This window comes from Bacillus sp. MMSF_3328, assembly GCF_030733525.1.
Taxonomy (GTDB): domain Bacteria; phylum Bacillota; class Bacilli; order Bacillales; family Cytobacillaceae; genus Bacillus_AB; species Bacillus_AB infantis.
Map to the genome: position 1 here is coordinate 361,410 of NZ_JASHIV010000002.1, position 13,901 is coordinate 375,310.

A 13,901-nucleotide genomic window follows, 5' to 3' on the forward strand; every position below is an offset into this window, starting at 1 on the left:
ATTTTTTCCATTAATATTGCCGGCTGTTCAATCGCAGTCCAGTGCCCGCATTCAGGTATCACTTCTATTGCTGCATGGGGAATAAGGGAAAGCAGCAGCTCCTCCAGCATATCGGGGGTCAGTATATCCCTTACACCCTGTGCCTGCCATAACAGGGATATCAGCCAGAGCAGCTGGATTGATGCTGGATTCGTAATTTTGCAGAATATCTTCCCCGATCTGTGAATTTACAATAGTATTGCTTTTCGTCTCAGTTTTCCTGGAAAGATTGGCACTATCAAACAAATAATATGGATCGATGATCTGAAAGATATCTGCTGCAGCTGCCTTGCCTTCTTTATAGTCCTCTGTAACTTGATGGAAGCGCTCAAGCTCTGCTTCAGAGAGCCTTTCCATCAGCAGGCGGCCAAAATTTACGTAGCCTTCTGTTTTGGCACCGACAGCGGCGGTCAAAAAAAGCCTATTCACGTTTTCCGGATACTTGGAAGCATATAACAGGGCAAGCATCGACCCCCAGGATTCACCGACAAGATTCAGTTTGTCAATTTTGAGATGCTCTCTTAACGATTCTAAAGTTTCAACTTCTTCCCCCATAGTATAAAGGGCTTCTTCACGAAAAGAAGACTTGCCGCAGCCGCGCTGATCATAAAATACCAGCTTGAATTGTGAAGACAAGGGGGCAAGATGGGGGAGAAAAAAGCCATGCTCCCCGCCTGGTCCCCCATGCAAAAAAACGATTGGTTCGCCTTCCCCCATTTGCTTTACAAAAATAGACTCATTTCTTAACGTAACAAGAGCTGATCCCACAGATATTCCCCCTAAATAAACTAATTAGTCTATTTAATATTATCATTCTATTCTGAAATTTATCCAGTTATTTTTAGTTATTCGAACTTTTTTTTTCATTTGTACATACGCTGTATGATCTAGGCTAATGGAGGGGAAATAATGAAAGCTTTATTAGAGCAGGGGCCTGCATTGGAAACCATTATTCGCGGAAGCAGGGAGTATCAGCTGTTGAGGAAGCTGGCAGCAGAAATCAATGCCGACCCGGCAGCAAGGCAGCTGATCGAGGATTTCCGCAGCATCCACCACTTGCTGCAGGAAAAGCAGATCCGGGGAGAAAATCTGAGTCCTGCTGATATCCAGAAACTGCAGGTGCTGGAATCCGGTCTGATGCAAAATCCTAAAACCGCTTCATATCTGCAGGCAGAAGAACAAATCTTCAAGGCAATCCAGGAACTGAATATGATGCTGGCCAGGCCGATGGATGAGATTTATAGCGGAGTGTAGAACGGCAGCAATAAGCTTTTTAGATCAGCCCTCTTTTCATTTTAAAAAAGGAAAGCAAATTTGCTTTCCTTTTATATAAGGTCCAAGCTTTGCAAAATTATGGCCTGCCCTCCTCTTTATAGTATTGCCGCTCCTCTGTTCCAACTCCTTTGCCAGTAAAATTGGCGGCCAACTTCATTCGAAATATACCATGAGCCGAACTTACCGTCTTTTCCCCATGATCTTTATATGAAATAATGAATTTTTCTTTCCCTATTTTTTTGTGCTGACGTTTTCTTTTTACCACCTGATATCCTTTAATCTCTCCTTCCCATTTGCCTTCTCTCTCGGGGAAGCGGTCAGTCATCGATCCTTCTCCCATTGAAGCAAACTCTAGCGCTTCAATCTCAGAAAGGGGGCTGAGGATCTGATATCAGTAAAAGATAACCCCAAAGCAAACCGGCGCATAAAAGCGGAAGTACTATAAATAAGATGCTGCCTTCTCTCCTGAAAATCCGCCTGTCCAGTAATGCGTATAAAAGAGCGGCTCCCATACCATATATTGCTGCAATCGTATTTTGAAAAAGCAGTCCGTTTGCCAATCCGAAAAGCCCGTGGAGAAAGATATAAAACCAGTCTTTCCTCAGGACAGCTACCCGTTTCTGCAAAACTTCAAGCAGAAACAAAACAAGGTTCCCGTAAAAAAAGACAATCGCTCCTGCATACAGCATAAATAAAAGCAGCCAGCCAAGAAAGGCGGTTCCAAGTCCAGAGGCAGGTTCAGAATCATTGACAGCAAAAAAAGCAAACAATATGGAGACCGCTGCTGAGACAGCAAACGAAGCAGTCAATTTTCTCTGGATGAGTTTTCTAAGCTTCATTTATTGCTTCCTCCTTATTTCAGGCGCCTTCTTGACTTTATTTTTGTTTGAGTGACTCATTTCTCTCCTCTTGAGGCACTCTGAACGGGTTATCCGACCGGAAGAGTGACTCATATCTTTATTTTGAATCACTCTAACCAGCTTTTCCCCCTTCAGAGTGACTCATATTCTCCTCTTGAGACACTCTAACCGGCTTTTCCCACCATCAGAGTGACTCATATTCTCCTCTTGAGACACTCTAACCGGCTTTCCCCACCATCAGAGTGACTCATATTCTCCTCTTGAGGCACTCAAACCAGCTTTTCCCCCTTCAGAGTGACTCATATTCTCCTTTTAAGTCACTCTGACTAGTTTCACACTCCATCAGGGTGACTCATGACTCCCTAATCAGGGATATTCCTTACTTTCTAAAATCTCATTTTCCTTACCCTGCACAACATTTGGTAGGGATCTTTATGTGGCTCATCATTTTCTGTACTATTTATGCTGTGTGCTTCTTCAATCACCTTTGCTGCTGATGCAGCATCATCCTTAAATGAAGTTTTAATGATATATTTAACCGGTTTGGGATGTGTATCAATTGCGATGTCTTTGAATTACTCAAACTCACTAAGTTTATGTTGGATGGCTGCAGCCGGCATACTCCATGTGCTTCCCCGCTCCCCTTTTATTCCGTACGCCTTGCCGGTTTCCTGTTGAAGCGGTTCGCTTAATAAAAAAAGAAGGATATTCCCCAAAAGAACCAAACCTGCTTCAACCGTTTGCATGCGGTTTTGCTTTTTTGACTGCATTTTATTTCGATAGGTGCGCTGGAGCTTTCTAAAGATAAATTCCTTTTTCATTTTATCGCTCCTTATTTTCCGCTTCTATACACCTTTGCCTGTTCTATTGCAAATGCTAACGCCTCTCTTGAAAATAAATATTTAAGAAGCTCATCATAAGTGCTAGTTTGAAAGATAAGCTCTTTATCATTAAAAATATAAATTGCAGGACCGGTTAGCTGTTCTCCATTATTCAATTTGAGAGATTCTTGTGTTGTTATAGAACCGGCCAATTTCAAGTCTTCTTTGTGTGGTGTTTTAAGCGGTTGAAGAAATTCAGAATCTCCAATGGCAAGGATTGACCATTTGCCAGGTTTCTTGGAAAGCCACTTTGGGTCATTAAGTATTTGATCACTGTCCCTCAATACTTGTAATTCTTCAATCACTGGACTGTAAAACTTTGAAATGAGGTCTCTTGCTTTTACACTAACTTCCTGGCCAGTTCTGACCAGCAGGTCAGGCTCAATAATGAGCTGCCTTCCATTTATAGTGACAAATCCCAAATCGTGATCTATTTCTGATACTGTTCCTTCTATAACCTCTTTGAATATAATATTTTCCCTGATATATTTTTTCATAGTTACTACGTCATCTGTGCGTACGATCTCCTTTTGGTGGTCAAAAAGTAAGAAGGCTTTACTATTGTCAATTTTTAATTCAGGCAATAATTGTTTGTCAGCTTTGTTATAAAAGATTAGCATATTAGAAAATTCGGTTTGCAAATCAAGCTGTGCACGTTCGGCAGATTGAGTGTCCTCATCAACAATGAGAATAGAATAGGTTCCAAAATATCTAGCATAATATTCTTTTAATTTGACTTCGCTCGTTTTTAAAGGAATTATATAATCAGCTCTCTTTCCATCTTTCCAATATGCCTTTATGTTAATAGTCGACAGGCCAGTAGCATTTGGCATATAATGGTTGATTTTACTATCAGTAGTGCCTATAAATTTGCCATTATAATCCTGAGAACCTTTATTAAAATAAATCGGCTCCTCCCCTTCCGGAAACTCAATCCTCATTTCCTCATTCACCGGCACCTCCTGATATTTCAAAGATTTAGAGATATCCTTCATCTCTCTCTCCACCAGTCCGTCATTCCACCGGTAAGAACCCATGATTGCCTGCACCTCTGTATCTCCAACTGTGATCACCGGCATCGGCGGCTTTTCTTCCTTATAAACCTTTTCTTTATCAAAATAAAGCATCGTCAAAATGACGATAACTGCCCCGGCTCCCCATAGAAGCGGGCGAATCCAATGAAATCTCTTTTTACTGCTTTCTTTCATGAAAATCCCCCTATCGCCACATATACAAATCAAGATACTTTATATACGTTTTGGCAAGCAGAAAGTTGCAATTTTTCCCAAAATCTTCCCAAAAGAAAAACAGGCTGCTGAAAGCCTGCTTTTCATTCTGTTTATCTAAATAACGGCACCTTCCACTCTTTATCTACTGGATAATAACGCGTGCTAGATATGAGATGCAATGTCAGTTCTTCCGGCTCTTTCTCCAGATCATAAGCTTTGAGATCCAGAGAAATTTTGAAACGTCCATTTTTGTCTTTTTCGTTTAAAATGGAACCGCTGTGAAATAGGGGATAGACATTTCCTTTATCATCAGTCATTACCCATTCTCCAAAATCAGCGGAAGGCACTTCTTTTCCGCCCTCCATCTCAATTTCGAAATAGGATTCCTTTTGAATTGGCAGCAGTGACTTACGCAGCGAGTAATCATTTTTCTTCTTTGCTTTTTTAATTGTTATATGATTGCCTTCATACTCAAAGCTGACTGGTTTCTTCCGGAGATCATCCGGTTTAATTTTAATTGAAAAATCGGCTGGCAGGGTTTTGATTACGCCATCGAGTACAAGAGTATAACTGCTTTTATTTTTCTGCGGGATAAATGATTCATTCCAGCGTACTGCCCCAAGTTCATCCAGATCTTTGCTAGACCCTGATATCCAGCCTGTATCGCTGGGATGGCCCTGCCCCTCAGCGAAGGTATTGTGCTTATAAACGGCTTCATTTTTTTCATCCACAATATGATATTGAATCGCCGTTCCGAATCCAGAGAACATCCCGACATTTTCTTTGCCAAACTGTTCTTCAAGCTCTTTAATCCTAGTTTCCACGTCGGCTTTTTCCTTTTTCGTGAATGATGTCTCATAGATCAGCTCGTTTGAAGAAGGAGCAAATTGCACTTCTTTTAGATCAATTGAAACACCATTGAAAGCGGCGCTATGCTGGTCGAGCGCAAGCCTGCTTGTATATTTTTGCCTTTCCTTCAGGTCAACAGGCACTTCAACATTCCAGTTCCCCTGCTTACCGTTCAGCTCCTTAAGATCGACTTTAATCAAGACCTCTTCTAGACCGGTCCGATCCCTCAGCGAAAATTCTATTAATCCATACTCAGATCCCTCTGTCCAGCGCATTCCGTAGCCATCGATTTCTTTACCGTCTTGATCATAGGCTGCGATCCTGTTTTCTGTGTCATCCATATTGATACTGGTATCAAGCGGTTTTCCGTTTGAATCCAATACTTTAAAAGAAAGCGCAATTCTTGATGTATCCGCGACTACATCCTCTATTTTGAACGTTGTGTTCTGATCTGTTGCAGCAATATCCACCCGGGTCGCCATTCCCTCTTGAGATGCCAGCCTCAGACCGTCATCCACCTCATTGGAGGAAAATAGCCCGCCGACCCAGTCTGCAAAGCCAGGGACCGTGCTGATTCCTGCAGCCAGGAGCAGTCCGGCTGCCGCTGCGGCCATCCGTTTCCCTGAGACAAACTTTCTTTTTGGTCTGTATGATTCAAGCTGCCCAATGATGACATCTGCAAAATCGTCGGGAAGCTTTGGCATCTGCAGGGTTTCTTTCATGAATTCAGCTTCATGTTCAAATAAACCAGCAACTTCAGCACAAGACGGACAGCCTGCGATATGGCCTTTCAGTTCAGACTGTTCCTTTTCGGTTAAAAGCTGATCGGTATATTGAGAGATTTTATCCGCCGTTGGACAATTCATTATAATAGCCTCCCTGTTTTTTGACTGTTTCCCTCATTTTCTTTTTGGCCCTGTGAAGCTTGTTCCGGACCATGGATAAGGGCATGCCTGTCGTTTCTGCAATTTCCTCATATGGCAACTCATTGGCATAGCGAAGGAGTATAATAATCCTTTCATCCTCCGGCAGTGTGCTGATCAGCTTTTCCACCTGCCTATTTTTCTCTTTTTTCAGAAGAATCACTTCCGGGTGCTTAGTGTTGACGGCAGAGGCCTCGTTTATTTCCGCCTGCTTGATTTGGGAGCTTTTCTTCCTGAATTCATCCATGCAGTGATTCACTGCCACCCGGTAAAGCCAGCTTGAGAAGGCCCCTTTCTGGTCATACTTGCCAAGCTGATTGTAAATTTTGATAAATGCCTCCTGGACCAGATCCTGGGCATCCTGCGGGTTTTTTGTCATCCTCAGTATCGTTGCGTACAAAGGGTTTTTGTATTTATTGATGATGTGCCCGTAAGCCTGCTTGTTTCCGGCCAGCACCTGCTTTATCCAAAATGCTTCCTCTTCCATATGTACCTCCCGTTCCTTCCTGTCCTTTTTTCCGATTCTTCTATAATAACGGAAACTATGGTAAAAAAATCTCAAAGTTTTGCAAAAAAAATAGCAGCTGCAGGATATTCGCAGCTGCCTTGCTATTTTTCAGAGACTTTTTCGTATCGACAGATAATAAGAAAGCATCTGGATGGCCGGGATCAGCAGAATGATCAGGATGGGGTAGAAAGGGATCTTATCCTCGAGCACTGGATAAAAAAGCATAAGGGCTGCAGTAAACGGCACCGCAAAATACAGGGAGATATAGGAGCTTCTGCAGGCTCTGGCAGTCATCATTTTTTCCCGTTCATCCTGTTCCTCGAACTCAGGCGGCAGGAGAAGCAGAGCACCGATACTTGACCGCTTATTCTTGTTCTTGCTGTAAAGGAACCAGCTGATCAAACCCCCTATCAGCAAAAAAACGGCAACCGGTGTGATATTAATCGTCAATGACCAGGGCGGCTCAGGGTTCCGCAGCACCTCTGCAAACTGGGTCTGGGCATCGTACATTGCTATCATAGCCCAGGCAAATAACGCATATAAAACAAAATTTAATAAGACTGTCCAATTCGTTTTCATTTCTCTTCCTCCTTTAATAGCCAAAATACTTCTTCCATCTTCAGCTGGAATGCCTCGCATATCTTCAGGGCAAGCAGCAGGGACGGGATATAATCCCCTTTTTCAAGCGCTGCGATTGTTTGCCTCGTCACACCTGAAGCCTGGGCCAGCTTTTCCTGTGTCCAGCTGTTTCTGGCACGCAGCTCTTTGACACAATTGCCAATTTCCATAAAGCACCTCATTCACCGTCTCTTTGTTAAGTCAACTTAACATCAATTAAGTCAATTGTATAGAAGACTTTACATTATGTAAAGCCCATTTAACATTGACCTAAAAAAAGTGTATAACATTTATGTTTTTGGAAAAATTACTCATGAATATTAATTAGGAGGTATTAGAATGAAAAAGTTAAGATGGCTTTTAATAGGCGCTGCTGCGTCTGTGCTGATTACCGGCTGTGCCTCATCCAACCAGGGCAGCCAGGATGGAAATGACGGCCAATCCGGCACATTATCCATGAGAAATGTCACTGACAGCGATGCAACTGACAATGACAATAACTTAATGGACGACGAACAAAATAACAACAAACAGTATAACAACGGACTGGAAGATAATGGGCAGAACGGCAATGAACAGAATGGCAGCGATCAGAATGATCTTCGCAATTCAGAAGATGCCCAGCAGAAAATTGAAGCCATGAAAGAAGTTGATAAGGCGGTAGTCATTACAGCCGGAAGCAAGGCATATGCAGCTGTAAAGCTCGCAAATGGGGAAAATGCTGATGTAAATGATGAAATGAAAAAGAAGGTTTCCGATCAGGTTCAGGCAGCAGATCAGAATATCGATGAAGTTTTTGTTTCAAGCAATCCTGATTTCATGGAACGTATGCGCGGATATAGGGATGATATTCAGAATGGTAACCCTGTAAGAGGATTATTTGATCAATTTTCCGAAACAGTGCAAAGAATTTTCCCTGAATCACGATAACAGTAAATCGCCCGTTTCCAAATAGGAAGCGGGCGATTTTATTTGATACTGCAGGGTTCAAACAATAGTATATCCTATTTGCACTGAGTCACTCTGATAGATAGGAAGAGAGCCAGTCGATGCATCATGGCATATAAAAGAAGCCACTCATGTATAGAAAGAGGCCTAATCAATGCATGAAGACCCTTAAGAGAAGCCAATCATGTATAGATCAGGGCCTTTCAATGCATGACAACCCTCAAAAGAAGCCACTCATGTATAGATCATGGCCCATTCAATGCATGACGGCCATCAAAAGATGCCACTCATGTATAGGAAAGGTCTGCCAGATAAATGCAATCGAGTCTTGTTTCTTCAGCTTTGTTATCATTGACTTCTACATAATAAGCGCTGGCATTCCTTCTGGAGCTGACCGTTTGATAAAGCGACCCATCCACAAAGTGAAGTGCAGCCCCATCATCTGCCGCATAGCCCGGCTTCATGAGCGCTTCCCTGATATATTTTCTGTAAGCTGGCTTTCTCTTATTTTCCCCGTCATAGTGCGGGCAATGGCTGCCTCTTAGGATGCCCAAACCTTTAATGGGATACAGCGGTCCGTTAAGAGGATCTGTAAGGCCTTCTTCAAACCAGCAGATGCTTCCTGCGCTTATGCCGGCCAAAATGATTCCTTTTTGATAGCATTTCAACAGAAGTTTATCCAGTCCCCATTCTTTCCAAAGAATCATCATATTGCGGGTATTCCCGCCTCCAACGTAGATGATATCCTGTCCAAGCAAAAATTCTTCAGCATCATTGAAGTTTGGCTCAAACAGCGACAGATGGGCCGGTATGCACTTCATTTTTTCGAATGCCTCATAAAATCGGTCTATATAGTTTTGCTGGTCTCCGCTTGCCGTTGGCAGAAAGCATATTTTTGGTTTCTTATTTTGCGACTGCCCAATGATATATTGATCAAGAAGGAGGTTTTCAGGTTCCATGGAAAATCCTCCTCCTCCCATTGCGATGATCTGCCTCATTTTCATTTCCTCTCTTTAAGAATCTGAAATCTCAACCTCAGTGTCTATGATGATGCCTTGTTTAACATAGTAGATCAGTTTTTCCGCTTCCCTCTTTGCCCTCAGCCTGCCTGCTTCTGAAAGCTGCCAGTTCCCTTCTATTGTATGGATGTCGTCCACAGGGCAAAGCGAGTATTCTATCCAGTCCGGCATATAGGTTTTCATGGCCAGATATGCCCTTCTTATATGGCAGGAAGCTGTCACAACCAAAATCCTTTTTATTTTGTGGAGATTGAACTCCCGGTCAAGGACCAGCAGTGAAGCAAGCACATTTTCCTTTGTGTGGAGAGATTGATTTTCTATTAAAATATCTGCTGCCGGGATACCAAGTGCCAGAGCTTTCTCTTTTAAAAGGTCTGCCTCGCATAGCCGGGACGGTGCCCAGATTACGCCGCCGGAAAAAAGAAGCTTGCCTGCCCTGCCGCTGTTATACAGCTCGAGCGCCTTTGGCAGTCTGTATTCAGCAGCCTTGCTGCTTCCCAGGACGAATATGCATTCTCCCGATTTTTTATCATCCGCGATATTTTTATAAAGAAGATCCCCAATCTGCCTGTCTGATAACTGATTGAAATCAAGCTTTGATATTAGTGTTTTCATGGATTGCCCCTCTTTACTCACAAGTATATTATTCTCCAGCCTCTCTGAAATTCCTGTCATATTTATATTTTATGTAAGAAAGGCGGGCTGCTTTTCCGCCGTCCCGCCTTAAACCATTTTTAATAATAGTATGGGTAAGGCGGATAAGGGTAAGGATAGCCGTATCCATACGGTCCGGCGAGGGCGCTTCCCAATAGCAGGCCTCCTGCTAACCCTCCCAGGAATGGGAAACCGAACCCAAAGCCAAATGGACGTCCGAACCCAAATCCAAACGGACGGCCAAACCCGAATCCAAACGGGCGGCCGAAGCCGAATCTGCCAAAGCCTGGACGGCCAAAGCCAAAGCGGCTCAAATCTCCATGAGAAGCTGCTGCTTCAGGGCGATACATAAACTGCTGTTGATTCATCATGCCTTCTCCTCTCATATTCTATCTTTTTTTTCCATATGAGGGGCAGCAACAATGATGTCAAAGCCCCCTCATCGTATAGGTTTCAGTCTAGAATATGTCAGAGAAGGCCTCGTTGAATAGACATTTACCCAGGATTGGAGGCAAAAATTATAAATTCCTTATTCAGGACAAATTAAATAAGAACCTGCTGAAAAGACAGGTTCTTGCCAGAACTTATTTTAAAAGCTTTGCCATTATATATTCATCATGATAGTTCCCATCTATGAGTAAGGAGTTTTTCTTAACACCTTCAACTTCGAATCCTGCTTTTTTATATAACGCAAGCGCATTTTCATTTTCACTGACCACTGAAAGCTCCAATCTGTACAGGCTGGCTTCCTTCGCCCAGCTGTCAAGCTTCTGAAAAAGACTGTAGCCGATTCCTTGACCCCGAAAGTCTTTTTTAATGCCTATAACGAGGGCAGCAGAGTGGCGCACCCTGCCGGCCATTCCGCCATTGACAATTAAATACCCCGCCAGACGGCCGTCTTCTTCAGCTGCGAAAATGGCGGCATTATCCCGGCTGGAAAGCGCCTCGATCATCTTTTTTTGAATGTCTGCGGAAACATTCCGTTCCCCTGGCCCATACAGCATATATGACGATTCATTTTCCACATCTTTAATAAGCTCGGCAAAAGCTTCTCCATCCTCTGGTGCAAGCTTGCGGATCATCATGTCATTTCCTCCAATTATACCCCTTCGGCCGGAGCGAATTTTTTCTTTTGGATATAAATCAGCCTTGCTGACAGGCATATGCCCGCTGCCAAAAGACCGGCGGTAAGTCCGATCCAATATCCCGGGGCACCGAGGCTGGTATAATGGGCCAGCCCATATCCGAGCGGCAGGCAGATCAGCCAATAGGCAATAAGCGTGATGATGAATGCAAGATTAACATCCTTATAGCCTCTTAGCGCTGCCTGGGCAGTTGCCTGGATGGCATCTGAAATCTGGAAAAACAAAGCATAAATCAGGAAATGTGCCGTCAGGGATATTACTGCTGCATCATTGGAGTAAAAGCCTGCAACCTGATAGCGGAAAAGGACAACAAGAAGGCCAGTGACAAGTGCAATGACAACCGACAAATAAATGCCGATCCAGCTGTACGCCTTTGCATCTCTATTCCTCTTTGCCCCCACCTCATAGCCGACCAGCACAGTCTGTGCCATCGAAATGCTGATCGGAATCATATAAAGGAAGGAAACGATATTGAGTGCCGACTGATAGGAGGCAAGCGTCTCCACACTGAAACGGCTTAACAGAATCGTCACCACCGCAAACATGCTTGTTTCAAAAAAGATCGACAGACCCATCGGAACACCGATTTTTAAGATTTCCTTGCATTGGGACCATGAGAAGTCTCCCAAATTGGAAAACACCTTATACACTGCAAACGGCTGCTGTGTCCTGATAATGAAAATCGTCAGCGCTAGTATTACCCAATAGGTGGCAGCAGTAGCATAGCCTCCCCCTGCCCCGCCAAGCTCAGGAAAGCCCCAGTATCCAAAGATCAGGACAAAGTTCAGGAAGAAGTTAACAGGAAGCGCACAGAGAAGAATGACCATAACGACCCGTGTCTTCCCGAGAGCATAAATGAACGAGCGCAGAACATTGAATAAGAATAGAGGAATGATTCCAAAGCTTAATCCAATCAAATAACCTCTTGCCGTCTGTTCAACACCGCTCTCCAGATCCATCCGGTCCAAGATGTGTCCTATCAGGAAAAAACCGGCCGCAATGACAGCCAGTGCAATCATGATTGCCAGATACATGCCGTTCTTGACAACTGCCGCTACTTCTCCATGCTTTTTCTCGCCAAACCGCTGCGCCGCGATCGGCGAAACAGCCAGGAGAATTCCGCTCAGCCCTGTAAAAACAGGATTCCAAATCGATGACCCAATAGCAACCCCTGCAAGATCGGAAGCACTGTATTTACCGGACATAATGGTATTAAAGAAAACCATTGAAAACATCCCAAGCTGCGTAATCAAGATGGGAATCAATAATATGAAGATCTGTTTGATTTTTTCTTTTACTGTAAAAGTCTGATTCATGATGGTACTCCTTGGTAATCAAAGTCACAAGGATAATTATAAGCCAAAGAAAGCATCTGCGGGCGGAAAAAATGTAATTGTTAGAAAATCTCCTGTAGAAAGGAAGGGCAGTATGCTGGCTGTAAAAGCTTTTACCATTTATGGATAGCTCTTCCCAATCAAATTATAGCAGCCTGTTGATTGGAGTGGAGGGCACGCAGACTCCTGCGGGAGGCAGCGGCAGGGCTGAGACCCCGCATGAGCGAAGCGAAGAGGAGGCTCAGCGCCGCCCCGCGGAAAGCGAAGTGCCTGGAATTGAAATCAACAGCCCTCATTTATAAGCAAAAAAGCCTGCTGCTGCAGACTATTGCTAATGACTGTTCTTATTCTCAACATAAATCCACAAATAATAGACAACCCACATAACCAATATTGGCAGTATGGCAAAGCTGCGGAAAGGAGCATACAAGAGCATGCCTATACTCGCAAGCAGTGCCCACGGGGCCAATCGTGAATATTTCTTCCATTGCATATGCCTTTCCCCCTGCTAATTCCCGGTTCCCGCCGGCTGCAGATATTTTGTGAAATAGGCTCCGGCCAGCAGCAGGATTAGGGTCATCAACCAGTTGAAAATCCCAAGCCAGCCCATCCAGTACGAAATAAGATTGACTATGGCAATCAGGAAAAAGCAGATCGAGGTAAGGGCACTTTTTAAGCCGGTAACGCCTGCTTTTTTTCTTTTTTTTCTCAAAATTGATATAGAAAAAGGCAGACTTATAACGAGTATAATAGTCAGCAGGATCGGAATCATAGATTTCCCCTCTTTCTAACAAGATCTTGATTATATGTCCTCTAACTATTATACGGACAAGATATGAAAAAGTTTCACCCGCCCATGACCAGGCCGCCATCGACATACAGGCACTGCCCTGTCACAAAGCTTGAGAGCGGGGATGCGAAATAAAGGGCAGCATCTGCAATATCCTCCGGTGCTGCAAGGCGCTGCATCGGAGTGAGTTCAATAATACTGTTCCTTACATCCTCCTTTGTCCCGGCGCTCGAATCGGTCGGATAGGTTAGGCCTGGGGCAACTGCATTGACGGTGATTCCAAAACAGCCAAGCTCCTTCGCGAGATTCCTTGTGAATCCCAGCAAGCCTGACTTGGCGGTTGTATAGTCGTGATAGGGAATCACTGGAAATTTTACAAGGTTGCTCGCTATATTTACAATATTACCGCTCATCTGCTCTTTCATATAGGGAATGGCTGCCCTGCATACATTATAAGCGCCGCGGATACTTCCTTCCCACTGACGGTTATAGTCGTCCCACTCAAGCTCCCAGGCTGCCTTGCGTTTCTTGGGATTAAAAGAATAATGGCTTAAGGCATTATTAATGACCGCATCGATGCCCCCATAACTCTCGATAATATCGTTCATCATCCTTTTGACCTGCTCTTCATCAGTTACATCTGCCTGCATGGCAGCAGCCTGGCCGCCCGACTCCCTTATTTCCTTTGCGGCCGACTCGGCGGCCTCCCTGCTGGAAAGATAGTTAAGGATGACTAAAGCTCCCTCCGAACCCATCTTCCTGCTAATTGCTCTGCCGATTCCCCTGCTCGCACCGGTAACAAGGACCACTTTGTTTTTTACAAGCATGA

The 13,901-nt window shown here is 44.0% G+C and carries 18 protein-coding genes; 2 read left to right on the forward strand and 16 right to left on the reverse strand.

Annotated features, from left to right (window positions below):
* Positions 1 to 51 precede the first annotated feature (51 nt).
* The gene (locus tag RBB45_RS05495; RefSeq protein ID WP_306009206.1) at positions 52 to 807 is read right to left on the reverse strand and encodes an alpha/beta fold hydrolase; all 756 of its coding nucleotides are present in this window, start codon (positions 805 to 807) and stop codon (positions 52 to 54) included.
* Between the two features lie 141 nt (positions 808 to 948).
* On the opposite strand from RBB45_RS05495, the gene RBB45_RS05500 reads away from it, so the two are divergent.
* Positions 949 to 1,293, forward strand: a complete 345-nt coding sequence (locus tag RBB45_RS05500) for a YlbF/YmcA family competence regulator (RefSeq protein ID WP_009793305.1) — start codon at positions 949 to 951, stop codon at positions 1,291 to 1,293.
* 386 nt (positions 1,294 to 1,679) lie between these two features.
* Here the strand turns inward: RBB45_RS05500 and RBB45_RS05505 are convergent, their stop codons facing one another.
* From RBB45_RS05505 to RBB45_RS05535, 7 genes are all read right to left on the reverse strand, one after another.
* Complete coding sequence (locus RBB45_RS05505) at positions 1,680 to 2,153, reverse strand: hypothetical protein (protein ID WP_306009207.1); 474 nt, start codon at positions 2,151 to 2,153, stop codon at positions 1,680 to 1,682.
* Between the two features lie 596 nt (positions 2,154 to 2,749).
* The gene (locus RBB45_RS05510; RefSeq protein WP_306009208.1) at positions 2,750 to 2,995 is read right to left on the reverse strand and encodes a hypothetical protein; all 246 of its coding nucleotides are present in this window, start codon (positions 2,993 to 2,995) and stop codon (positions 2,750 to 2,752) included.
* Between the two features lie 11 nt (positions 2,996 to 3,006).
* Positions 3,007 to 4,263 carry a hypothetical protein gene (locus tag RBB45_RS05515; protein ID WP_306009209.1) on the reverse strand — a complete coding sequence of 419 codons (1,257 nt, stop codon included), beginning with the start codon at positions 4,261 to 4,263 and terminating at the stop codon, positions 3,007 to 3,009.
* A gap of 131 nt (positions 4,264 to 4,394) precedes the next feature.
* Positions 4,395 to 5,999: a DUF4179 domain-containing protein gene (locus tag RBB45_RS05520; RefSeq protein WP_306009210.1), complete on the reverse strand. Its 1,605-nt coding sequence runs from the start codon at positions 5,997 to 5,999 to the stop codon at positions 4,395 to 4,397.
* Complete coding sequence (locus RBB45_RS05525; RefSeq protein WP_022543997.1) at positions 5,977 to 6,543, reverse strand: RNA polymerase sigma factor; 567 nt, start codon at positions 6,541 to 6,543, stop codon at positions 5,977 to 5,979. Before RBB45_RS05525 ends, RBB45_RS05520 begins: the two co-directional genes overlap by 23 nt.
* Before the next feature lie 129 nt (positions 6,544 to 6,672).
* Positions 6,673 to 7,143 carry a hypothetical protein gene (locus RBB45_RS05530; protein ID WP_306009211.1) on the reverse strand — a complete coding sequence of 157 codons (471 nt, stop codon included), beginning with the start codon at positions 7,141 to 7,143 and terminating at the stop codon, positions 6,673 to 6,675.
* The gene (locus RBB45_RS05535) at positions 7,140 to 7,352 is read right to left on the reverse strand and encodes a helix-turn-helix transcriptional regulator (protein WP_009793295.1); all 213 of its coding nucleotides are present in this window, start codon (positions 7,350 to 7,352) and stop codon (positions 7,140 to 7,142) included. The genes RBB45_RS05530 and RBB45_RS05535 overlap by 4 nt, the downstream gene beginning before the upstream one ends.
* Positions 7,353 to 7,521: 169 nt before the next feature.
* On the opposite strand from RBB45_RS05535, the gene RBB45_RS05540 reads away from it, so the two are divergent.
* Entirely contained in the window at positions 7,522 to 8,112 is a 591-nt protein-coding gene (locus RBB45_RS05540; protein WP_306009212.1) for a YhcN/YlaJ family sporulation lipoprotein, read from the forward strand.
* A 305-nt stretch (positions 8,113 to 8,417) separates the two neighbouring features.
* On the opposite strand, the gene RBB45_RS05545 is transcribed toward RBB45_RS05540, so the two are convergent.
* The 8 genes from RBB45_RS05545 to RBB45_RS05580 form a co-directional block, all read right to left on the reverse strand.
* Positions 8,418 to 9,128: a Type 1 glutamine amidotransferase-like domain-containing protein gene (locus tag RBB45_RS05545; protein ID WP_306009213.1), complete on the reverse strand. Its 711-nt coding sequence runs from the start codon at positions 9,126 to 9,128 to the stop codon at positions 8,418 to 8,420.
* 15 nt (positions 9,129 to 9,143) lie between these two features.
* Complete coding sequence (locus RBB45_RS05550) at positions 9,144 to 9,764, reverse strand: YdcF family protein (RefSeq protein WP_253617190.1); 621 nt, start codon at positions 9,762 to 9,764, stop codon at positions 9,144 to 9,146.
* A 119-nt stretch (positions 9,765 to 9,883) separates the two neighbouring features.
* A complete protein-coding gene (locus RBB45_RS05555; protein ID WP_050767296.1) occupies positions 9,884 to 10,153 on the reverse strand; it encodes a hypothetical protein in 270 nt (89 codons plus the stop codon).
* Positions 10,154 to 10,387: 234 nt separating this feature from the next.
* Positions 10,388 to 10,888 (reverse strand): GNAT family N-acetyltransferase, encoded by a 501-nt coding sequence (locus RBB45_RS05560; protein WP_306009214.1) that lies wholly within the window; start codon positions 10,886 to 10,888, stop codon positions 10,388 to 10,390.
* A gap of 14 nt (positions 10,889 to 10,902) precedes the next feature.
* The gene (locus tag RBB45_RS05565) at positions 10,903 to 12,264 is read right to left on the reverse strand and encodes an MATE family efflux transporter (RefSeq protein ID WP_306009215.1); all 1,362 of its coding nucleotides are present in this window, start codon (positions 12,262 to 12,264) and stop codon (positions 10,903 to 10,905) included.
* A 349-nt stretch (positions 12,265 to 12,613) separates the two neighbouring features.
* On the reverse strand, positions 12,614 to 12,775 hold the full coding sequence (locus tag RBB45_RS05570) for a hypothetical protein (RefSeq protein WP_306009216.1): 162 nt from the start codon (positions 12,773 to 12,775) through the stop codon (positions 12,614 to 12,616).
* A 15-nt stretch (positions 12,776 to 12,790) separates the two neighbouring features.
* On the reverse strand, positions 12,791 to 13,054 hold the full coding sequence (locus RBB45_RS05575; protein WP_306009217.1) for a hypothetical protein: 264 nt from the start codon (positions 13,052 to 13,054) through the stop codon (positions 12,791 to 12,793).
* A gap of 74 nt (positions 13,055 to 13,128) precedes the next feature.
* Positions 13,129 to 13,899, reverse strand: a complete 771-nt coding sequence (locus tag RBB45_RS05580; protein ID WP_306009218.1) for a 3-oxoacyl-ACP reductase — start codon at positions 13,897 to 13,899, stop codon at positions 13,129 to 13,131.
* Positions 13,900 to 13,901: the final 2 nt, after the last annotated feature.